Here is a 20,814-nt window from a genome sequence, read left to right as displayed (position 1 = left end):
TTATACACAGACTTCCACGAGGCATACCCCTCGTGATGACGTGCACCGGACGACGACCCTGCAGGATTACAGGGCAGGCGCACGCTGCTAGGTTTAGAAAGGCACCCATGACTTACGTAATTGCACTGCCCTGTGTAGACGTGAAAGATCGCGCCTGCGTTGAGGAATGCCCCGTTGACTGCATCTACGAGGGTGACCGCACACTGTATATCCACCCCGATGAATGCGTGGACTGCGGAGCCTGCGAACCCGTCTGCCCCGTCGAGGCTATCTACTATGAAGACGACGTGCCCGAAGAATGGTCAGAATATATTACCGCCAACGCCGAATTCTTCGACGACCTCGGCTCACCCGGTGGTGCCGCGAAGATGGGACCAACCGGTAAAGACGTACCCTTCATCGCCGCCCTACCACCGCAGGGGGAGTAGCTGGCGCATTCGGCGCACCCTTACGTTGAAAACTTAAGACAGGTTAAAGCCCCCGAATCTCGCACGCTGGGAACGGGGGCTTTGCCGTACCCTCAGCACTCAAACGCGCGATACAATGACTACGCACGAAAGAACAGCCGGTACTGCCGGTTTACAACGCCGCACAAGGAGAACCATGCGTGCCTACGGTCTAGATCTGCCCGAATACCCCTGGGAAACCCTTATTCCCTACCGCAAACTTGCTGCCGAACATCCGGGTGGAACCATAGACCTCTCCATCGGCACCCCGGTCGATGACACCCCGCAGCTGATTCAGGATGCGCTCACCGCCGCATCCGACGCCCCCGGATACCCGACCACGCACGGAACTGTTGAACTGCGCCAAGCGATCGTGGACTGGTTTGCACGCCGCCGCGGGGTTACCGGGCTAAGCACCGACCAGGTGATGCCCACGGTCGGTTCCAAAGAACTTGTGGCGTGGCTTCCGTTCCTATTGGGATTAGGTACCGACCCTAACACTCAAGAGCGCGATGTGGTGGTGTACCCGCGCGTGGCGTATCCAACCTACGATATGGGCGCGCGCTTCGCCGGCGCGCAGTCCGTGCCCGCAGATTCGCTCGATGAACTGCCTGAAGATGTGCGCAGGCGCGTGCGGTTGGTGTGGGTGAACTCGCCCGCCAACCCGAACGGTGTGGTGCGTGATGTTGCCGAGCTTCGCGAGATTGTGCGGCAGGCACGCGATATCGGTGCTGTGGTAGCCAGCGACGAATGCTATGCGGAACTCGGCTGGGGCGCGTGGGATGAAGCTCGCGGCGGTCAGCGGGTGCCCTCTATTCTTGATCCCCGCGTATGCGACGGCGACTTTACCGGACTTTTCGCCGCATATTCGCTCTCAAAACAGTCGAACCTAGCGGGGTACCGCGCCGCGTTTATTGCGGGTGATGCGCAGCTTATGCCTAACCTCATCAACTCCCGCAAGCACGCCGGGATGATTGTTCCCGCACCCGTGCAGCGTGCGCTGATTGCCGCCTTGGGAGATGAAGCCCATGTGGCGGCGCAGAAAGATAAGTACCGCGTGCGCCGGGAAGAGCTTCTCGCAGCTATTACCGCCGCAGGCGGGCGCGTCGAAAACTCTGAGGCTGGGCTGTATCTGTGGACCACTTTCGGCGAGGATACGTGGGCTTCTATCGAACGTTTGGCTAAGTTGGGAATCGTCGCGGGACCGGGGGTCTTCTACGGTGAAGACGGCGCCGGGTATGTGCGTATCGCGCTGACCGCATCCGATGAGGATATTGCGAAGGCGGCCGAGCGTCTGACGGCGAGCGGGGGATAGGAAATGCCGTATAGAGAATAAAACCACCTGAGAAATAAAGAAGCCCGGAACCTCCAATACAGGAAGTTCCGGGCATCTTCTATACCGGATGCGCACCCCCGATTATTTGCGCTTGCCGGGGAGCAAGAACATCTGGAGGGTGGGCGGATTCGGGTTATCGACCTCGCCGGGAACCAAGTCCACCTTGCGAACTTTCGAGGAAGTACGTGAGGCGAGGAACGAGGATAGCCAGGTTGCCAGCGCCGTGAGCGCGAAGTTCACGATGACGAAGAGCGCCGCCGCCAACAGAAGGGTCTGCAACACGTTGCCGTCACCCGAGCCGATGCGTCGTGCAGATGCCAGCAGCTCGGGGTAGGAAATAATGTACCCGAGCGCAGTGTCCTTGAGGATCACCACGAACTGGCTGAGCATCGAAGGCATCATGGAGTTGAAGGCCTGCGGCATAAGAATCGTGCGGAGGGTCTGACCGGGGGTCAGCCCGATTGCTAGACCCGCCTCGCCCTGGCCGCGCGGCAGCTGTTTGACACCCGAACGCAGCAGCTCTGCAATCACGGATCCGTTATAGAAGGTCAAACCGATTACGACCGCGAGGAACGGCAGCTGTGAGGGGTTAATCCAGCTGAATCGGCTGAGAAACAGCCAGAAGAAAATCATCATCATCAGCACCGGAACGGCACGGAAGAACTCAACTACAATGGTGCCGAACCAGCGAAGCACGCGGTTCTGCGCCAGGCGTGCCATGCCGAAGACAACACCGAAAGCGATAGAGGTAATTACCGAAATACCCGCCGCCTGCAAGGTTGAAACCAGACCGGGCAGGTAGTAGGAACCCCAAGCTTTTGCGGTGAAGAGGTCGGTCCATTTTTCTGCCTCAAGCTGGCCTTTAGCGCCCATCACGCTCAGCACATAGACAGCGAACGCGATAAAAACCAGAATCGCCGCTATATTGAAGACACGGGTGCGAGCCTTCGCACGGGGACCGGGGGCGTCGAAGAGGACAGTGGTGCTTGTGGTTACATCAGAATTAAAGAATTTCATCGCTTCACCGCCAATTTACGTGAGGACCAGGTGGTCAGGATGCCTAAAGGCACCACAATCGCCACGAATCCCAGTGCGAAGATCAGGAAGATCGCTAACACCATGTTCGCATCGAACTCAATCATGGACTTCATCATGCCGGAGGCTTCGGCAACGGATGCTACCGATGCGACCGTCGTGTTCTTCGCCAATGCAATGAGCGTATTACCCAGCGGAGTAATGGAGCCGCGCAACGCCTGCGGAAAAATAATCATGCGCGCAGTATCCATGAAGCCGAGGCCGATGGCACGAGCCGCCTCCGCCTGACCGGTGGGAACCGTGTTCACACCCGAACGGATTGCCTCACACACAAAAGATGCGTGATAGATCGACAGCACGATCACGGCGTACACGAAGAAGTTCGTCTCAAAATCGGTCGAGAACGACAGCTGAAACTGTGTCCACACGCCCAGCAACGCTAGAGTCATCAGAATCGTCAGCGGGGTGTTGCGGAATAAGTGCACATAGATAGTACCCGCCCAGCGCAGCGAGGGGACCGGGCTGATACGCATCAGTGCCAGGATTGCGCCGAGTACGAAAGACCCGATCGCAGCCCAGAACGTTAGCTGAATATTCACCCAGAACGCGCCCAACACATCGTATTTGGCGAAGAGAGCGCCGAGTTGGTCAAAGAATGACATCGTTTTCCTCTCTTCCGTGCCTAAGCGCAGGACGCCGAAGGCTTTGGCGGATTCTTTTCGGTGTTGTAGCTGTAGCCGGTGCCGTCCGTGTGCTTCTTCACCAGGTTCTCCCAGGTGCCGTCTTCTACCATCTCGTTAATAGCCTTATTGATGGCTTCACACTTATCGGTACCCTTGGGCAGGCCAACACCGTACTTCTCAGTGGTGAATGTTTTGCCAACCAGCTTGAGTTTGCCCTTATTTGCCTTGGTCGCGGCAAGACCCGCAAGAATAATATCGTCGGTCGTCACCGCATCTACCACGCCGCCGTTAAGTGCGACCACGCAGTCCGAGTAGCTATTCTGCTTCACCAGGTTCACGTTTTTGGCGTAGGTATCCTGAATCTTTTTGGCGCTGGTCGAACCGGTCACCGAGCATAGGTTCTTTCCGTTCAGGCTATCGGGCCCAGTAATGCTGGTTTCATCGGCGCGCACGAGCAAATCCTGCCCGGCAACGTAGTACGGACCAGCAAAATCAACGCTCTTCTTACGGCTGTCGCTAATGGAATAGGTTGCCAGAATCATATCGACCTGACCGTTGGAAAGCATATTCTCACGGTTAGCACTGGGGGACTCTACGAACTCGATCTGATCTTCCGAGTAGCCGAGCTTACCAGCAATGTAGCGTGCCACATCTACGTCAAAACCGGTGTAATCCTGACCGTCTTGGTAGCCCAAGCCAGGCTGATCGTACTTAATGCCGATGCGAATCTTAGGTTTAGAGTCCGAGGCGCTGGAGCACCCGGTCAGCGTGAAACCGAGGGCAAGCGCAGCTGCTGTACTCGCGGCGAAAAACTTGGTGGCGGCGCGGTTAAAGAATGATTTTTTCATGGCACACCCCCTAGTGGTCGATGATCTTAGAGAGGAAGTCGCGGGCGCGCTCGCTCTTAGGCTTGGTGAAGAATTCATCCGGAGTGGCTTCTTCAACAATCTCACCGTCCGCCAAGAAGACGATGCGGTCGGCGGCCTTACGGGCGAATCCCATCTCGTGGGTTACGACGATCATGGTCATGCCGTCGCGGGCGAGGGAGACCATGGTATCGAGCACTTCGTTCACCATCTCGGGGTCGAGTGCACTGGTGGGCTCGTCAAAAAGCATGACCTTGGGCTTCATAGCGAGAGCGCGGGCGATGGCGACGCGCTGCTGCTGACCGCCCGAAAGCTGGGCTGGCATTTTTTCTGCTTGGGAATCTACCCCGACCTTGGCGAGAAGTTCCATAGCTTCGGCTTCGGCCTGCTCTTTGGAGAGCTTGCGGATGCGGCGTGGGCCTAGCGTCACGTTGTCAAGGATGGTTTTGTGCGCAAAGAGGTTGAAGGACTGGAATACCATACCCACTTCTGCGCGCAGCTTGGCGAGCTCGCGGCCTTCTTTGGGCAGTTCTTTTCCGTCGATATGTATAGAGCCTGAGGAAGTAGTTTCGAGGCGGTTGATGGTTCGGCAGAGGGTTGATTTGCCGGAACCGGAAGGGCCGAGAAGGATAATAACTTCGCCTTTATTGACCGCTAAATTGATGTTCTTGAGCACATGGTTGGTGCCGTAATATTTATTGACCTCGTTGAGCTCTACGAGTGGTTTTTCTGCGGGTGCAGATGCCTGTGTCACGGTAATAACCCTTTCATGTGAGATGCATCTATGACGTGGGTTTCATAAAACGAATGAGATTCTAGCTTACGTCAGGTTTGTAACGGGTATGTAACAGCTGCCGGGTTTTCTGTAAAAATTATTGAAAAATTTATCTTCTGTGCATAGTTATAGTTTTGGTGACTCGAAATAGAAACCATATAAAAGCAATAAATACCATGTAAATATATGAAACTCACGCAATACCGTATGTTGTTTTTATTGTACTTCAGGTGCACTTACGTAGAGTTAAAAATATAAAAGTCGGGTGTCTTATGCATAAGTTTGCATAAGACACCCGACTTAGGAACCTCTCAGCGGGGCAGCTGGCTAGGTGTCGTACCCGTTCGGGTTATTTTTCTGCCAGTTCCAGTGATCGCGCACCATAGTGTCAATATCTCGGGATGCGCTCCACCCCAGATCAGCCAGTGCCGAGGAAGGATCGGCATAGGAAACAGCAACATCGCCGGGGCGGCGTGCCACGATCTTGTAGGGTAGCTCTTTACCGCAGGCTTTCTCGAAGGCATGCAGCACCTCAAGCACCGAGTAGCCGTTCCCGGTACCCAGGTTCCAGGTGTGCAGACCGCCGTGCTCGCTAATGTAATCCAGCGCCTTAAGGTGACCATCGGCAAGATCGACGACGTGAATGTAATCGCGCACACCGGTGCCATCGACGGTGGGGTAGTCGTTGCCGAACACGTTCAGATGCTCGCGGCGGCCGACTGCAACCTGAGCGATAAATGGCACCAAGTTGTTGGGAATACCCGAAGGATCCTCACCGATACGCCCGGATTCATGCGCACCCACGGGGTTGAAGTAGCGCAGCAGAGCGATATTCCAGCGGTCATCGGAAGCCGCCAAGTCTACGAGCATGTCTTCGATATGCTCCTTGGTGCGGCCGTAGCAGGACTGTGCATCCATATTCAGCTTCTCAATGAGCGGCATGGACTCGGGCTCGCCGTACACGGTTGCGGACGATGAGAACACGATAGAACGACACCCTGCGGCATCCATGGCGTAGAGCAAGTTCAGGGTACCGGCGACATTCGTCTGGTAATACCATAGCGGCTTCTCGGCGGATTCACCCACGGCCTTCAACCCCGCGAAGTGGATCACCGCATCCGGGCGGATATTGAGGAAGAGTTTCTTCATACCCTCAAAATCCAGCAGATCAACCTTATGGAACTCGGGTGCCCGACCGGCGAGCTCGGCAACACGCTGCAGGGAAGTTTCGGAAGAATTCGACAGGTTATCCATGACGACAACCTCGTGTCCGGCATTGAGGAGTTCAAGAACGGTGTGGGAACCGATGTAACCGGCGCCACCGGTGACGAGAACCTTCATCATTGTCCTTTCGCGGAAGGCGCGAGGCTTTGCCCGTGCTTCCTCATGGTGTGTGGGTGAGTGTTCACCCCGTGATAACGTCGCTTAATATAGTAGCCCGCCTTGGATGCGCCCGGCGGGTTTTCTGAGACCTGTGCGACTGTGTTGTGTATGTCTTAACGGTATGCTGACCTGGAGGTTTTTCGCGTATTTCACGTTTGAAAACCTTCTGTACCACTTAGCCCTGATCCGCGTGACTTTTGTGAATACTTTTTATACCGAAAAGCCGCCCACCGGTCGAACATATGAGACCAATAGGCGACTTTTCGTGTGAAAAATTTAGGGGAGCGGCATTAGTTCAGGTGCAGCGCATCGTTGAGTTCCACGGTGTTCTTAGCACGCGGCAGAACCTCGATTGCACCCGAGACCGAATTGCGGCGGAACAGCAGGTTTGAGACCCCCGAAAGCTCGGCGGCTTTGACCACGCGCGGTTCCTCGCCCGGAATGAGCACGCTCACGCGCGACCCAGCGGTCACGTACAGACCAGCTTCCACCACACAGTCGTCGCCGAGCGCGATGCCGATACCCGACTCCGCACCCAGCAGGGAACGTTCACCAATCGAGACGCGCTGCGTGCCGCCGCCGGAGAGCGTCCCCATCGTAGAAGCACCGCCGCCCACATCGGAGCCGTCGCCCACCACAACGCCCTGGGAAATACGCCCCTCAACCATCGACGTACCCAAGGTGCCAGCATTGAAATTCACAAAGCCCTCGTGCATGACCGTGGTGCCGGGGCTCAGATGCGCACCCAGACGCAGGCGGTCGCCGTCGCCCACACGCACCCCGGCGGGAACCACATAATCCACCAGGCGCGGGAACTTATCAATATGGCTCACGCTCAGGTGCCCGAGCTTACGAAGCCCCAGCGCAAGTTTCTGAAACTCGCTGGCGAGCACCGGCCCGTGATTCGTCCACGCCACGTTTGCCAGCTTGCCGAACAGTCCGTCCAGATTGATGCTGTTCGGGCGTACCAGCGTATGCGAAAGTAAGTGCAGGCGCAGGTAGGCATCGACTGCATCCTCGGGGGCCTCATCAAGGTTGATGGATGCGGTGCGCACCTCAGTACGGGCGTTACGTTCGGGGTGGTCGGCGACGAGCGCATCCAGCTCATCGGCGAGAGAAAGGTCGGGGGTCTGGGTTAGCGCGGGGGCGGGGAACCAAGCGTCGAGCACGGTCCCAGCCTCATTCCCGGCGGCCACGACATTCACCAGCGCGACGCCGGAAGCATAACGGGATTCGGAAGATAGGTTTTCAGACATGCCCACCATTATAGATGTGCTATCGGGCGCCGTATAGGGAAAACGCGCGGCCTCCCACGGGTTGAAATGCTAGGGTTGAACACGAAGACTGTTGCGCAACTACGGAAGACCCCTTGATGACCATTTCGCTTGATCTGAACGTTTCGATGCCCGAACTCACCCGCACGCTCCTTGATATTTATTCGGTCTCCGGGGAAGAAAAAACTATTGCAGACGCCGTTTATGAATCCCTCAGTGCATATCCGCATCTGCATCTCACCCGCGATGGTGACGCCATGATAGCCCGTACCGAATTTGGACCCCGCAATGGTGAGGAACGTACGCGCATTCTGCTGGCTGGTCACCTGGATACCGTGCCCCTACCCACGGTTGCGGGAGCGCTCGGAACCGTACCCGCACGCATTGTTGAAGATAACGGGGACTGGATTCTCTACGGGCGCGGTGCCACCGATATGAAGGGCGGCGTTGCGGTGCAGCTCAAATTGGCGGCAGAACTGGGTGAGCATGATACCGACTACAACCTCACCTATGTGTTTTACGACCATGAAGAAGTCGCCAGCGAACTTTCCGGCATGGCGCGGCTCATTCGCAACCACGGTGAGCTTCTGACTGACGCTGATTTTGGTGTGCTCTTGGAACCCACCGACGGCACTATTGAGGGCGGATGTAACGGCACGATGCGTTTCTACCTGCGCACCGCCGGGCTCGCGGCGCACTCCGGGCGTGCCTGGAAGGGTGAAAACGCGATCCACAAACTTGCTGGGGCGCTGCGTGTTCTGGAGGAATACGAACCGCAAACCTACGAGGTTGAGGGGCTTGAGTACCGTGAAGGGCTTAATGCCGTGCAGGTTTCCGGGGGAGTCGCCGGGAACGTTATTCCCGATGCTGCCGCCCTGCACATTAACTATCGGTTTGCCCCGAATAAGACCCTGGATGAGGCAAAAGCGCACGTCACTGAGCTTTTCGACGGCTATGAGCTCGACTTCGTAGATCTTTCTCCGGCGGCGCGGCCCGGATTAGATACCCCGCTGGCGGCATCGCTTATCGCGGCTGTCGGGCAGGAACCCAAACCCAAATACGGGTGGACAGACGTGGCACGACTCAGCGAGATCGGTATTCCCGCGGTGAATTTTGGTCCCGGCGATGCGCTCCTCGCTCACACCGACAACGAGCACGTGAGCTTCAGCGCGCTTACCCGCTGCTATACCGATCTGCTTTTTTGGCTGCATACCGAAGTCGACGAAGACTAGCCGATAAACCCCGCACCAATGCAAATACACACATTTTAATATCTGTGCCAGCCGGGTAGGTAGGCTAGACTGAACAGATAGAGTAAATCTATGAGCCGCGATGCGCCGCTTACCCGCTGGATGCGTTATTGTACGCAGGCAACGGCGGTCAGCAGCTACTTTGGGAACGCCTTAAGAAACGTCGTGTTTCCTAGGGCAGGCGTATCTGAGGGCTCATAGGACCCGTGAACCGAACCTGAACCGAAAAGGTATCCCATGAACATCCTGATCACGCTTCTGGCGGTGGTGGTTCTGATCCTCACCCTGCTGGGAACTTTTGGCCTCACCAGCCAGCGACTATACCCCGGCAAGAAGTTAGCGGCCTATATTGCTCGGGATGGACTAGACGTGTTCGCGGATAAAACGGCACCTCGGGAGTCCGTAAGCGACGAAAGTACCTTGACCTCATCACCGGTTCTACCTCAACATTCCCGATGAACAATCCCTCTGATAAAACTCCCCAGCAGCACACCACCGTGCCATCTATTCCCTGGAGCTCAGCGAACAAACCGGCGGCACAGGCTAAACCTGCCAGCGCATCCAGCCGAGATGAGGATAAAAACCCCTCGAAAACCTCTACCCTCAATGCCGATATCACATGGTTGTATATAGCATCGGGGGAGCGTTTGCGCCGCATGGGCGATGCCTTTCTAAGACTTCCCGCTTGGCTGCAAGTCATGCTCGTTTACGCTTTCAGCCGCGTCTGGGGATTCATTATTTTTTCTGTGGTTGGCAACCAACAGCTGCTCGGTCCCTGGGGTCAGCATCTGGGGTACCTTCCCTTCATTAGCACCTGGGATTCCAGCTGGTACGGGCAGATTGCGCAATCCGGGTACCCGAGTAAGCTGCCCTATGATTCCACCGGAGCGGTGGCGCAAAATCCCTGGGCCTTTTACCCGCTATTCCCCCTGATCGCTGGCGGTATTAACCGGATCACAGGGATCGGTTACTATCCGGTAGCGGCTACAGTGGCGCTCTTGGCTGGGTTCGCTGCCGCATGGGTTATCTACCTGCTCTTCACCACGAGCCTGAATATTGTAGGTTACCGAGACCAATCGCATGGCGAAAAGGTATCTGAGACAGCGTCGAGCACCGAAGACCCGAAGGATGTAAAAACCTCACGGCACAATCTTGCGCTCTGGGCGGTTGCGGCAGTAGCATTTCTGCCGGTTGCCCCGGTGCTGCAAGTGCCCTATGCCGAATCCTTAAACCTCGTATTCCTCGTTTGGGTTCTACTGCTGATGATGCGCAAGCAGTATCTGCTCATGATGCCCGTCGCGCTCCTGGCATGCCTGTCCCGCCCGGTTGGAGTACCCTTGGGTGCCACCGCCGGGCTATGGTGGTTCGCCTGCCTAATTACAGAGGCTAAGGCACAGCAGCAGCGCCGTCAGCGCGGCGAAGACCAAGAAAGGTTCGAGAGCGTTTTCTTACGAAGCCTGCCGCAGCTCGGCAGTGCCCTTTTCATCTGCTTCTGCGCGCTCATCTGGCCAATCTATGCCTGGCAAATAACCGGTCGTATTGATGCCTACACCGCCACCGAAACCGCCTGGCGCCAGGGCGATCTTGCACCCGTGGCACCCTGGATTTCTCAGGGTATAGCATACTTCGGGTACTTCACGATCCTCCTTTTCCCGCTCCTGATTGTGGGGTATGCAGCCTTTCTGGCAAGCCCGCTCGTGAAACGGGTTCTCGCAAGTCCTATCATCCTCTGGTGCGCATGTTATGGCGCCTATCTACTGATTTTCCTCAACCCACAGTCTTCAACTTTCCGGCTGCTTTTACCCCTCTTTCCACTCATGCTTCCCATCGTGGCGATATCCTCTTCGCGGGCCTACCGGTGGCTGCTGATTGGGTCCGGGGCCCTTCTGCAGCTTGTCTGGGTGGGCTGGCTGTGGCATTGGAAGCAACTACCGGGCGGCGGGGACTACCCGCCCTAAACCGAACGGTATACCCAGGCGCATCCCGGCGAGAACTTACGGCGGGATGCGCATCACATATAGACGATAAAACCGTGTAGCTCAGTGCGAAACACCTCATAAAAGCCTTCGTGGCAATTCCCGTCGCACTCAAGATGCTGGTACTCTATATCTTGTGTTTGGTATTAGTGGCACTGAGTTCGTCGTCTTAGCCGTTCTCACGTTCTTCGTGATCGGCCCCGAACGCATGCCCGAATACGTGCGCCAAATCAAGGAACTCATCAAAACAGTTCGTCGAATGGCCTTCGACGCCCGAGACGAGTTTAAAGATACGCTGGGGGATGCAACACTCAACGAAATCAACTGGCGTCAGTATGATCCCCGTCAGTATGACCCCCGCGTTATTGTGCGCGAAGCCTTCGCGGAAGACGATGCAGAACGAGCACGTGAAGCTAAAGAACGCTCCGAAGCGAACAAGCCCGCCGCATCAAATCTAAACCGGCTGCCGCGCGGTGCCTACGCTCCCTACGATACGGAAGCGACCTAAACAAGGCTTAGATTCTATGGAAGATCCCCTAGCCCTACGGCAGGGGATTTACTATGTGCGAAGCCCTAGCGACAGTCGCATAGATAAAGCCTTGAGAAACATAAAACTTCAGCAAAAATATCACCTAACTTCCGAGACACCGCACCGCCCAGGAGAATACGCCGATGAGCGAAAGCCTTGATAGCCCCACGTATGGTGAGGCGGAAAAACCACGGGACCCCATTTCGCCGCTAAACCCGCGCAGGGCAGAACGTTTTAATCCCACTCGTTTTACCTTACATACCGGCGGCTTCTCCTTTTTCGACTCCCTCGGTACTTCCGCGACTGCTGCTCTGCGCCGGGTGGCGCATCGTTTTGCTGCGTTACCGGCCTGGGCTCAGGTGCTGAGTATTTGGGCACCCAGCCGCCTATGGAGTTTTATCGTTTTCTGGGTCGTCGGTATGCAGCAGGTTGCCGGTCAGCAGAAAATGGGCGACGGCCATGTGCCCACCCTTCTTGAATATTTGGGGTGGTGGGACGCCGAATGGTACGAACGGATTTACAAGAACGGATACCCCATCCAACTACCCGTATACGATAACGGAGTTGTTGGGCATAATACGTGGGCTTTCCTTCCTGCGCAACCTACTATTGCGGGGTTCATAGCCGATACCACGGGTATTCCTTTTGCCCTCAGTACCGTGATGCTCAGCGTAGTGGTGAGCTTTGCCCTCGCATGGGTCATCTATCTGCTCTTCGTGGGGTGCCTCAACTGGCGTGAGCACGGGGTATTCGAGATTCGTGCGAGCCAGGAATCACCGCATCGTTCCCTGGCACTATGGTCGGTTGCCGCCTATGGTTTTTGCGGGCCAGCGGTTATTTTTGGAACCGGGTATGCGGAGTCTCTGACCATTTTCGCGATCGCCCTATTTATCCTACTTTTGGCATATGACCGGTACCTTTGGGCTATACCGGTGGCCTTCCTCGCCACGCAGTCCCGACCCGTCGGCGTGCCCCTCGGAGCGCTCGCGGGTATGTGGTGGCTGTATTGTGTGACCTCTGAATACCGTGTTCGCCGTGCGGCTGATGGGCCTTCGCCCCTCAGCACCGGGCAGGCCTTGATGAGTGCGTTCGCGGCACGATCCCTGCACCTTATCAGCGCCTTGATCGTGTGTTTCTTCGCGCTGGGGCATGCGCTTCACGCAGCAATTGCGACTGGGCGAATAGACGCTTATCTTGCCACTGAAATAGGCTGGAGCGGGCGTACCGTCGATGATGGGCAGCACTATGTGGTGCAATGGGTTACCAACCTGAATACCTATTTGCCACAGTGGAACATGTGGGCTGTTGCCCTGCTGGTTGCCGTAGGCTTCTTCACCTATTTTTGCTGGATTTTTTCGCGTAGCACCCGCTCTCTGCTGCATCCCGTCATGCTGATCTGGTGTGCTGTCTATATGGTTTATCTGGGTGTCTTTTGGCTTCCGCAGACCTCAACATTCCGTATTCTGCTGCCTCTTTTCCCACTTGCGCTCGTGCTCATGAACTATGGAAAAGACTCAAGGGCGTACCGCTGGCTTTTGGTGTTCTTCGGGCTTGTTTTACAGCTGATATGGGTAGGTTGGCTGTGGCATAGTCACGGTCCGGGGGACTTGAATATACCCTAATACTTTTACCCTCTGAGCGTTCGGGTGGGTGGACCCCGGGATGCTCTTGTCCTAAACCCTGAGGCGTTCGGTTGCGCATAAGTATGCTGGGCATCGAGAATACGAATCTCGACGCCCAGCATACTTATATTTTTGTGAGCTCTTCTGCGAGCTATCCGAGAAACTCTACACGATTAGCGACAGCGGCTTGCCCGCCAGGGAATCCTTGCGGTGCAAGAGCTGTGCAGCAATATTCTTAATTTCTACAGAAGTTGCTGACTCCGGGTGGCCCCACACCACGGGCATACCCTCATCACCGCCGGTACGCAGGGCAACATCAAGCGGAACCGAACCGAGCAGCGGCACCGAATAGTCCAGTGCCTTGGTCAGACGTTTCGCCAGATACTCGCCGCCGCCTGAACCGAACATCTCTAACACAGTACCGTCGGGTAGAGTCATCGCCGCCATATTCTCGATCACGCCCACCACCTTTTGCTGTGTCTGCAGGCTGAGGGTACCGGCACGTTCAGCAACATCCACCGCCGCATGCTGTGGGGTGGAGACCAGAATCAATTCGGCATTAGGAAGCAGCTGTGCCATTGAGATCGCAATATCGCCCGTACCCGGGGGAAGATCAAGCAGCAGAACATCGAGCGCGCCAAAGTGAACGTCAAGAATGAACTGTTCAAGCGCCCGGTGCAGCATCGGCCCGCGCCAGGCGACGGGCTGATTATCCTTGAGAAACATGCCAATTGAAATAACTTTCACAAAACCGCCGGATACTTCAGCCGCCAACTCGTGCCCGCCCACATCGTCGTTACCTCGTGCCGAGGCGGGAACGTCTACGGTCGGAGGAATAATGAGGTCATCCAGTCGGGTGGGGGTATCCGTAATGCCCATGAGCCCCGGGATCGAGAAGCCGTGCACATCCGCGTCGATAATGCCGACGGCAAGACCCCGCGAGGCAAACGCCGCCGCGAGATTGGCAGTCATAGAGGATTTCCCTACGCCTCCCTTACCGGAAACTACCCCGAAGATGCGGGTGAGTGATCCGGGCGCGGTAAAAGGATTGGTGCGTTCGGGCTTGAGCCGGGATTTGAGGGCGCCGCGCTGTTCGGAGTTCATGGCACCAAGCTCAAGCTGCACGCGGTCGATGCCGGTGACGGTGGCAGCCGCCTCGCGCACTTGGGTGTCGATTGTGTTTTTGAGCGGGCAGCCCTCAATGGTCAGCAGAACTTTCACCTGGGCATAGTGCCGCTGCGGGTCGTCTTCTTCGGCGAGAACCCGTGCATATTCCACCATGCCAAGTTCGGTGATAGGACGGCGCAGCTCGGGGTCTTCCACGCGCGCGAGCGCCGCCCAGAGCGCATCCTCCAGGGGATTATCGGGCGCCGGTTCGTTTTCACGGGAACGATCGTGCGGTGTGGCGTTAGGGCTACTCATGGTATCTCCTCAGCGCGTTCATGAGAGGGTGTATATCGTTGCGGTGACGATGCCGCACCGGGCGATAAAAACACCGCCGCTTAGATGGTTGGCTGCGGTGCTACTATCATGCGCGTTTGCGCATTATTTGTCTAGGCTGGTGTTCTGCGAGCTTAAGAGCTTAACCGGGTTGCAGAACACGCTTTAGGATGTGGGTCGTTCGCCTTTATGCGCCGTTGGTGCCTTGGCATCGGTAGAATTTTCGGTATTAGCAGTGTGACTCTCAGCCTCGGTGTTTTCTTCCCCGTCCGCATCTTCAAGTTCTTCGATATCGTCGCCAATATCCTGCAGCTGTTCGGCTTGGCGTTCCTGCTCCTCTTGAATAGATTTCAGCTCTTCCAAAATATCCCGAAGCTCGCTGCGCACGAAATCGCGGGTGGCAACCTCGCGCAGGGCAATGCGCAGCGAAGCGATCTCGCGCGTCAAATACTGTGTCTCCTCAAGGTTTTGCTGATCGCGTTTGCGGTCTTCGGAGGCGACCACGCGGTCGCGGTCATCCTGCCGGTTCTGCGCCAACAGCAGCAGGGGAGCGGCGTAGGATGCCTGCAATGAGAGCATCAGGGTGAGCAGAGTGAAGTTGAGGCTTCGCGGGTCGAACTGCAGCTCTTCGGGGGCGAGTGTATTCCAGCCCAGCCACACGCCACAGAAGACGGTCATCCACAGCAGAAATTGCGGCGTACCCATGTACCGGGCGAATGCCTCAGTCATACGTCCGAAAGCGTCCGGGTTTGGGTTGTATGCAAAAAGCTTGTTCTTGCGCTCTGCCGGGGTGCTCAGTTGCGACTCAGCGCGGTTACCGCTCCTGCTGGTCTCCCGGGTGTCGCGGCTGCGTTCGGCGTATTTCTTTTCGAGACGGTCTTTGAGGATGCGCGCTTTATCGATCCTCGGATTTTCCTCGTGCTTCAGGTTTTCGTTGCGGCGGTTCTGATCAGACAAAGCGTCGCCCTACCTTTCGTACGGGGGTTCCGTCGTCGAATGTGCGCCAGTCTTCAGGCAGGAGCGCATCGAGTACGTCGTCAATCGTGACCGCACCGACCAGTCGGTGAGATTCGTTCACGATGGGGATAATGGTCAAGTCGTAGGCGGCGAGTACGCGCGCTAATTCCGCAAGACTTGCCTGGTCAGAGACCGGTTCGGTGTCTGTGTCGAGAATGTGTCCGATCGATTCGCTCGGCGGCACCCGCAAAAGCTGCTGCATATGCACCAGCCCCAAATATTTGCCGGTCGGCGTTTCGAGGGGCGGCCGGGCCACCAAAACTGCGGCAGCCATCGCGGGCGAGATTTCTTCGGCACGAATATGCGCCAGCGCCTCGGCAACTGTGGCTTCGGGGGAGAGGATAATCGGTACCGGGTTCATGAGCGAACCGGCGGTGCCCTCGTCATATTCGAGCAGGCGGCGCACATCGTCTGCCTCATCCGGTTCCATGAGTTCGAGCAGCTTTTCACGCTGCACGTCGTCGAGCTCAATCAGCAGGTCGGCGGCGTCATCCGGTTCCATCTCTTCAAGAACCTGCGCGGCACGTTCGTCCGCTAAGTAGGAAAGAATTTGTACCTGGTCTTCTTCGGGCAGCTCTTGAAGCACGTCCGCCAGGCGCTCATCCTGCAGCTCCGCCGCGATTTCGACCATGCGTTTATCGTTCATCTCATGGATCGCATCGGCAAGGTCGGCAGGTTTAGAATTTTCGTGGTTCGCCACGAAAGCGGTCGCGGCCTGCGGCTCCAACTCGGTGGAGAGCATCGCCTGATCCCAGTCCACCACCAGGGTTTCTTTGGAGCGGCGGCGCCACCCGCTGGCATTGCTCACGCGGGATACGAAAAGTTCGGTGACCACCCAGTCGCCGTTGCGGCGTTGTTCAATGGCGACATCTTCAATGACGGCATCCCCGCTGCCGTCGAGCAGGCGCACGCGGCGGTCGAAAAGCTCGCCCACCACCAGAGTCTCGGAGTTGCGTTGTTCAAAGCGACGCAGATTTACGAGGCCGGTTGAAATAATTTGTGAGGCGTCGATGCTGCGCACACGAGTCATTGGCATGAAGACACGCTTTTTGCCGAGCACCTCAATAATGATGCCTACAACCACAGGCTCGCTGCCTTTGCGCAGGTGAGCACCAGCCGCCAGCGCCGCGCCAAAACCGCGCTTGAGTACGACCACATCACGCAGGCGACCGAGGCGATCACCGAAGGGGTCGAAGACATCAAGACCGAGCAGGCGGGCGATATAAATTTTGCTGGGGGCGCTGAATTTAGTATTGCTCACTCTATCTAGGGTACGCTGTGAACCCCGAATACGCACTTCACCAGTGCTTTAGGCACGCTACGAGTCATGACCGGTGTGGGCCGCAGACCCTAACCGATGCGCAAAATTTTTCTATGCGTAGGGAACTAAGCCCATCGCAAATATCCCGCCGTCTGCAGGTCCTCTCCCGGTAAAATATAGGGCATGACTCAGATGCCTCCCAATATGCCCCCGTCTTCTTATTTAGCGTCTCGCCTGGCGCAGGCTAACGGACAGCTTATGCCTCAGGGCGAACCCGTGGCAGCCTTTAGCCGCCGTGAAGAAGCCTTTGCCGCTTTTGATGTGCTTGCCGCCGCAAACTACCCCATCACCGCGCTTTACCTGGTGAACGAAGGACTCAAACAGGTCGAATACCCCACCCAGCAGGGGTATGGTCGTCCGCTTCTGGTTGCTCTTATCCAGGGTATTCTTGCGGGCCTGTTCTACTCAGCGTTGGTTTCTACCGCGGGTACAAACTTCTTATCCGCCGCCTCATCCGCCGTGCCGATCGCCGTTGCGGTCTTTGTAGTCTGGAAAATTTTTGAGCTTCGCCGCGGCGGTTCCGGTCGCTATCCGATGCGCGGTGAGGCAGTCCCGGAACGTACCATAGTCTACGCCCTGAGTGATTATTCTTCGGAGGCGCGGCGCATCCTCTCGGCAAACCCGCTGTTCCAGAAGGCGGTAGCTTCAGCATCCTCGGGAACACCGAGTGCAGGTACCGAGCAACCCCGCGTCGCTAGTCCCTACGTCTCTTATACACCAACGCCTGCCGGTGAATCTTCGCAGACCCCGAGCACTCCGTCGACTGTGACGGACCAGCAGGGCGGCTACCCTGAAAACCGCGGAAGTGCCGCTAAGAACCTAAGTCCCGAACACAAACCGGCGGATGCGGGCGGACAACAGGGCAGTGCGGCACAGGAGATTCCGTGGCAAAGCCCAGCCGGTGGGGATTCCCAAGCGTCACAAGCTGCTACATCACAAACTGCCGTGCAGCAAACCCAGCCCAACGACTCTTCTGAGCAGTCTTCGCCCGCCGCCGATGCCCGCGAACGCAAGCCTCAGGCACCAGCAGCACCGCGGTTCGGTCTGCGCATTGACGATCCGGAAGAATATGCCAAAACTATCCGGCAGGCCCCAACTCGTGAGACTCCCAAGCCTAAAGGCGTCAAGGAAGACTAGTTTCCAACGCCACAGAGGCATCTGACACAACGAAAAGTCCCCGCAACCAGTACAGTACTGGCTGCGGGGACTTTCGTCTGCGAAACTAGGAGACTACTGGGCGAGCTTCGCCATCCACGCTTCAATCTCTTCAACCGTGCGGGGCAGTGCCGCCGAGAGGTTCACATTGCCGTCCTCGGTGCACAGCACGTCATCTTCCAAGCGGATACCGATACCGCGGTACTCCTCAGGAACAGACAAATCCTCATCCTTGAAATATAATGCGGGCTCAATCGTGAAGACCATACCCGGCTCCAAAGTTGCGCCGGTGTACAGCTCCGCCTTAGCTTGCGCGCAGTCGTGCACATCCAAACCCAAATGGTGGCTGGTGCCGTGCGGCATCCACCGGCGATGCTGACCACCCTCAACCGTCAAAGAAACCTCAGCCGAAACGGGCAGCAGCCCCCACTCCTCCAGACGATGCGCCAGCACCTCCATCGCGGTATCGTGAATCTCATGGAACTTACGACCCGGCACAGCGACCTTGAACGCCGCATCCGCAGCATCCAGCACCGCGTTATAGACCTTCGCCTGAACCTCGGTGAACTTACCGTTCACCGGGAACGTGCGGGTTACATCGGCGGTGTACAGGGTATCGTCCTCAACACCGGCATCCAGCAGCAGCAGCTTGCCCTCATCCACGGTGCCGTTATTGCGAATCCAGTGCAGAATCGTCGCGTTATTCCCGCACGCCGCAATCGTGTCATAGCCCAGGTCGTTGCCGTCGGTACGTGCCACCGAGAAAAACGCTGTCTCCACCACGCGCTCACCACGATGATGCGCCACCGCCTTCGGAAGCTCACGCACGACCTCCTCGAAGCCTTTCACCGTCATATCAACCGAACGCTGCAGGTTCTCAACCTCGATTTCATCCTTAATCAGGCGGGCCTCAGAGAGCGCCACCGTCAGCTCGGAATCGAGCTTATCGGATTCCTCCAGTGCAACGCCCGTGTTATACCGGGAGGTATCAACCAGTGCATCAATGGAAGGATCAACCTCACGCACTAGTCGGATACGCACCCCGCCCAACGCCTGAGCCCCGGCGTTCTTCGTAATCGCAACTTCAAGCTCCGAAAGGTCCTTCGTCCGCACACCGTAACGCTCCGAAAACTCCTTGAGCGTGGGGCGCGGACCAACCCAGAACTCGCCGTAGCGCGCATCCGCGTAAAACTGCGTGGTGTCACGGCCAGCTAACGGGCGGAAATACAGGGTAACCTCATGGTTCGAGCCGTTATCGCCGGTACCTTCATCTACAGGCTCAAAGACCAGCACGGCGTCAGCCTCATGATCAACACCTAACCCGGTCTGATGTGCAAACGCCGAATGCGGGCGGAAACGGTAATCGCAATCGTTCGAGCGCACCTTCAGTGGTCCCGCAGGCAGAACCAGACGCTCACCCGGGAACTTTTGGGAAATCTTCTTACGACGTTGCGCCGCAAAATCGGCGACGCGTTCGCGGGTATAGCCATCATCAGCAGCGGGCTCCCAATTAGATGCGATGAACTCCTGAAAAGCTGATGCTTTGGGGGTATCGCGGTGATCTGTTGTTGGAGCTCCGGTGCTCTTCTTCGTATTTTCAGTCATAGTTGTATTCTATCCCACGCGCCGCGAGAAATCGCCGGTATACCACCGCTATTTTCCGCAGGAAATCGCCTTGAGTGAGGCGCTATCGCGGGTGGGGCAGACGTGGGGTGCGTTAGAGTTAGAACTATGACCGAACGTTACGATCTGCATATTCACTCTGCAATTTCTGATGGTACTCAGCCGCTCACCGAATTAATTCCGCTTATTCGTAAGGCGGGACTGACAGGATTCGCGCTTACCGACCATGACACCGCGTGCGGATGGTCGCAGGCGGCCGAGCTGGCGGGGGAGTACGGGCTGGATTTTCTGCCCGGTGCCGAGTTTTCGTGCCGTTATACATACCGCGATGAGCATGGGCGAAAGCGTACTAAGAGCGTGCATCTGCTGGCCTACGGGTATGACCCGCAATCCTCCGAGCTGGCGCGGCGGGTTGAGGAAATTCGGCGCTCGCGTGCGGGGCGGGCGCGGCGCATCGTTGAGCTGCTATCCGCCGACTACCCGCTCACCTGGGAGCATGTGCAGGAACAGACGGGTGAAGAGAATGCATCGGTGGGGCGACCCCATATTGCGGATGCGCTGATCGCCGCCGGAATCGTCGCCAGCCGTGAGGAGGCGTTTGGCCGTATTCTTTATGCGGGCTCACCCTACTATGTGCCGCAGGAGAGCATGGATCCGCTGGAGGCGACTCGGTTGGTGCGCGCGGCGGGCGGTGTGCCGGTGGTGGCGCATCCGATGAGTGAAAATCGTGGGCCTGCGTTGCCGCTTGAATACTTGGGGCAGATGGCGGATGCGGGCCTCACCGGGGTCGAGGTCTACCACCGCGAAAACTCTGAACCAAACCGTGCGCGTCTGCTGGAATTTGCGCGCGATCGCGAGCTTTTGGTGACCGGTTCCAGCGACTACCACGGTGCGGGCAAACCAAACCAGCTGGGGGAGAATACCACTGCCCGCGAAACTGTTGAGGCGATCCGCGCCCAGATTCGCGGCTAAAGCTCACAGCCGAACTAAAGTAATCAACATAAGTCGTACACTTTGCCGCATATCGTACGGTTAAACCCTACGAAGACGCAGCAAAGTGTACGACATATGTCGGCTCAGAGC

The 20,814-nt window shown here is 57.1% G+C and carries 19 protein-coding genes; 9 read left to right on the top strand and 10 right to left on the bottom strand.

Going from position 1 to position 20,814, the window contains the following annotated elements; genetic code table 11:
* Positions 1 to 107 precede the first annotated feature (107 nt).
* Both fdxA and dapC read left to right on the top strand, forming a co-directional pair.
* Positions 108 to 428 carry a ferredoxin gene (gene fdxA / locus HMPREF2958_RS06385; protein ID WP_004005129.1) on the top strand — a complete coding sequence of 107 codons (321 nt, stop codon included), beginning with the start codon at positions 108 to 110 and terminating at the stop codon, positions 426 to 428.
* Positions 429 to 603: 175 nt separating this feature from the next.
* Positions 604 to 1,761 (top strand): succinyldiaminopimelate transaminase, encoded by a 1,158-nt coding sequence (gene dapC, locus HMPREF2958_RS06380; protein ID WP_070697372.1) that lies wholly within the window; start codon positions 604 to 606, stop codon positions 1,759 to 1,761.
* A 102-nt stretch (positions 1,762 to 1,863) separates the two neighbouring features.
* Here dapC and HMPREF2958_RS06375 read toward each other — a convergent pair whose 3' ends face one another.
* The 6 genes from HMPREF2958_RS06375 to dapD form a co-directional block, all read right to left on the bottom strand.
* Complete coding sequence (locus HMPREF2958_RS06375) at positions 1,864 to 2,799, bottom strand: amino acid ABC transporter permease (protein WP_070620999.1); 936 nt, start codon at positions 2,797 to 2,799, stop codon at positions 1,864 to 1,866.
* A complete protein-coding gene (locus tag HMPREF2958_RS06370) occupies positions 2,796 to 3,479 on the bottom strand; it encodes an amino acid ABC transporter permease (RefSeq protein ID WP_004005126.1) in 684 nt (227 codons plus the stop codon). The genes HMPREF2958_RS06375 and HMPREF2958_RS06370 overlap by 4 nt, the downstream gene beginning before the upstream one ends.
* A gap of 20 nt (positions 3,480 to 3,499) precedes the next feature.
* Complete coding sequence (locus tag HMPREF2958_RS06365; protein WP_004005124.1) at positions 3,500 to 4,348, bottom strand: glutamate ABC transporter substrate-binding protein; 849 nt, start codon at positions 4,346 to 4,348, stop codon at positions 3,500 to 3,502.
* A 10-nt stretch (positions 4,349 to 4,358) separates the two neighbouring features.
* Positions 4,359 to 5,120 (bottom strand): amino acid ABC transporter ATP-binding protein, encoded by a 762-nt coding sequence (locus HMPREF2958_RS06360; protein WP_004005123.1) that lies wholly within the window; start codon positions 5,118 to 5,120, stop codon positions 4,359 to 4,361.
* Between the two features lie 348 nt (positions 5,121 to 5,468).
* Entirely contained in the window at positions 5,469 to 6,482 is a 1,014-nt protein-coding gene (galE, locus tag HMPREF2958_RS06355) for a UDP-glucose 4-epimerase GalE (protein ID WP_070697370.1), read from the bottom strand.
* A 332-nt stretch (positions 6,483 to 6,814) separates the two neighbouring features.
* The gene (gene dapD / locus HMPREF2958_RS06350) at positions 6,815 to 7,789 is read right to left on the bottom strand and encodes a 2,3,4,5-tetrahydropyridine-2,6-dicarboxylate N-succinyltransferase (RefSeq protein ID WP_013397486.1); all 975 of its coding nucleotides are present in this window, start codon (positions 7,787 to 7,789) and stop codon (positions 6,815 to 6,817) included.
* Positions 7,790 to 7,896: 107 nt separating this feature from the next.
* Between dapD and dapE the strand changes: the two genes are divergently transcribed.
* From dapE to HMPREF2958_RS06325, 5 genes are all read left to right on the top strand, one after another.
* Positions 7,897 to 9,030: a succinyl-diaminopimelate desuccinylase gene (dapE, locus tag HMPREF2958_RS06345; RefSeq protein WP_070697369.1), complete on the top strand. Its 1,134-nt coding sequence runs from the start codon at positions 7,897 to 7,899 to the stop codon at positions 9,028 to 9,030.
* Positions 9,031 to 9,285: 255 nt separating this feature from the next.
* A complete protein-coding gene (locus HMPREF2958_RS06340) occupies positions 9,286 to 9,507 on the top strand; it encodes a hypothetical protein (protein WP_013397484.1) in 222 nt (73 codons plus the stop codon).
* Positions 9,504 to 11,006, top strand: coding sequence for a hypothetical protein (locus HMPREF2958_RS06335; RefSeq protein WP_070697367.1), 1,503 nt, complete (start codon positions 9,504 to 9,506; stop codon positions 11,004 to 11,006). Before HMPREF2958_RS06340 ends, HMPREF2958_RS06335 begins: the two co-directional genes overlap by 4 nt.
* 154 nt (positions 11,007 to 11,160) lie before the next feature.
* Entirely contained in the window at positions 11,161 to 11,532 is a 372-nt protein-coding gene (locus HMPREF2958_RS06330) for a twin-arginine translocase TatA/TatE family subunit (RefSeq protein ID WP_004005117.1), read from the top strand.
* A 164-nt stretch (positions 11,533 to 11,696) separates the two neighbouring features.
* Positions 11,697 to 13,175, top strand: a complete 1,479-nt coding sequence (locus tag HMPREF2958_RS06325; RefSeq protein ID WP_070697365.1) for a hypothetical protein — start codon at positions 11,697 to 11,699, stop codon at positions 13,173 to 13,175.
* A 165-nt stretch (positions 13,176 to 13,340) separates the two neighbouring features.
* Here the strand turns inward: HMPREF2958_RS06325 and HMPREF2958_RS06320 are convergent, their stop codons facing one another.
* From HMPREF2958_RS06320 to HMPREF2958_RS06310, 3 genes are all read right to left on the bottom strand, one after another.
* Positions 13,341 to 14,597: a P-loop NTPase gene (locus HMPREF2958_RS06320; protein ID WP_070697363.1), complete on the bottom strand. Its 1,257-nt coding sequence runs from the start codon at positions 14,595 to 14,597 to the stop codon at positions 13,341 to 13,343.
* A 183-nt stretch (positions 14,598 to 14,780) separates the two neighbouring features.
* Positions 14,781 to 15,572 (bottom strand): DUF1003 domain-containing protein, encoded by a 792-nt coding sequence (locus tag HMPREF2958_RS06315; RefSeq protein WP_070697361.1) that lies wholly within the window; start codon positions 15,570 to 15,572, stop codon positions 14,781 to 14,783.
* A complete protein-coding gene (locus HMPREF2958_RS06310) occupies positions 15,565 to 16,893 on the bottom strand; it encodes a magnesium transporter MgtE N-terminal domain-containing protein (protein WP_070697360.1) in 1,329 nt (442 codons plus the stop codon). Before HMPREF2958_RS06310 ends, HMPREF2958_RS06315 begins: the two co-directional genes overlap by 8 nt.
* A 183-nt stretch (positions 16,894 to 17,076) precedes the next feature.
* On the opposite strand from HMPREF2958_RS06310, the gene HMPREF2958_RS06305 reads away from it, so the two are divergent.
* Complete coding sequence (locus HMPREF2958_RS06305) at positions 17,077 to 18,090, top strand: hypothetical protein (RefSeq protein ID WP_070697358.1); 1,014 nt, start codon at positions 17,077 to 17,079, stop codon at positions 18,088 to 18,090.
* A gap of 93 nt (positions 18,091 to 18,183) precedes the next feature.
* Here HMPREF2958_RS06305 and HMPREF2958_RS06300 read toward each other — a convergent pair whose 3' ends face one another.
* On the bottom strand, positions 18,184 to 19,713 hold the full coding sequence (locus HMPREF2958_RS06300; RefSeq protein ID WP_070697356.1) for an aminopeptidase P family protein: 1,530 nt from the start codon (positions 19,711 to 19,713) through the stop codon (positions 18,184 to 18,186).
* Between the two features lie 126 nt (positions 19,714 to 19,839).
* On the opposite strand from HMPREF2958_RS06300, the gene HMPREF2958_RS06295 reads away from it, so the two are divergent.
* Positions 19,840 to 20,703: a PHP domain-containing protein gene (locus tag HMPREF2958_RS06295; RefSeq protein WP_070697354.1), complete on the top strand. Its 864-nt coding sequence runs from the start codon at positions 19,840 to 19,842 to the stop codon at positions 20,701 to 20,703.
* Positions 20,704 to 20,814: the final 111 nt, after the last annotated feature.

Source organism: Rothia sp. HMSC036D11 (assembly GCF_001814205.1).
Classification (GTDB): Bacteria; Actinomycetota; Actinomycetes; order Actinomycetales; family Micrococcaceae; genus Rothia; species Rothia dentocariosa.
The sequence above is the reverse complement of the archived record's forward strand: the minus strand, read 5'-3'. Positions and strand labels throughout refer to the sequence as shown.

Coding starts and splice junctions, on each gene's coding strand:
- HMPREF2958_RS06305 (WP_070697358.1), top strand. CDS start 17,077: ATGACTCAGATGCCTCCCAATATGCCCCCGTCTTCTTATTTAGCGTCT.
- HMPREF2958_RS06340 (WP_013397484.1), top strand. CDS start 9,286: ATGAACATCCTGATCACGCTTCTGGCGGTGGTGGTTCTGATCCTCACC.
- dapE (WP_070697369.1), top strand. CDS start 7,897: ATGACCATTTCGCTTGATCTGAACGTTTCGATGCCCGAACTCACCCGC.
- HMPREF2958_RS06300 (WP_070697356.1), bottom strand. CDS start 19,713: ATGACTGAAAATACGAAGAAGAGCACCGGAGCTCCAACAACAGATCAC.
- galE (WP_070697370.1), bottom strand. CDS start 6,482: ATGAAGGTTCTCGTCACCGGTGGCGCCGGTTACATCGGTTCCCACACC.
- fdxA (WP_004005129.1), top strand. CDS start 108: ATGACTTACGTAATTGCACTGCCCTGTGTAGACGTGAAAGATCGCGCC.
- HMPREF2958_RS06325 (WP_070697365.1), top strand. CDS start 11,697: ATGAGCGAAAGCCTTGATAGCCCCACGTATGGTGAGGCGGAAAAACCA.
- dapD (WP_013397486.1), bottom strand. CDS start 7,789: ATGGTGGGCATGTCTGAAAACCTATCTTCCGAATCCCGTTATGCTTCC.
- HMPREF2958_RS06335 (WP_070697367.1), top strand. CDS start 9,504: ATGAACAATCCCTCTGATAAAACTCCCCAGCAGCACACCACCGTGCCA.
- HMPREF2958_RS06375 (WP_070620999.1), bottom strand. CDS start 2,799: ATGAAATTCTTTAATTCTGATGTAACCACAAGCACCACTGTCCTCTTC.
- dapC (WP_070697372.1), top strand. CDS start 604: ATGCGTGCCTACGGTCTAGATCTGCCCGAATACCCCTGGGAAACCCTT.
- HMPREF2958_RS06365 (WP_004005124.1), bottom strand. CDS start 4,348: ATGAAAAAATCATTCTTTAACCGCGCCGCCACCAAGTTTTTCGCCGCG.
- HMPREF2958_RS06320 (WP_070697363.1), bottom strand. CDS start 14,597: ATGAGTAGCCCTAACGCCACACCGCACGATCGTTCCCGTGAAAACGAA.
- HMPREF2958_RS06295 (WP_070697354.1), top strand. CDS start 19,840: ATGACCGAACGTTACGATCTGCATATTCACTCTGCAATTTCTGATGGT.
- HMPREF2958_RS06370 (WP_004005126.1), bottom strand. CDS start 3,479: ATGTCATTCTTTGACCAACTCGGCGCTCTCTTCGCCAAATACGATGTG.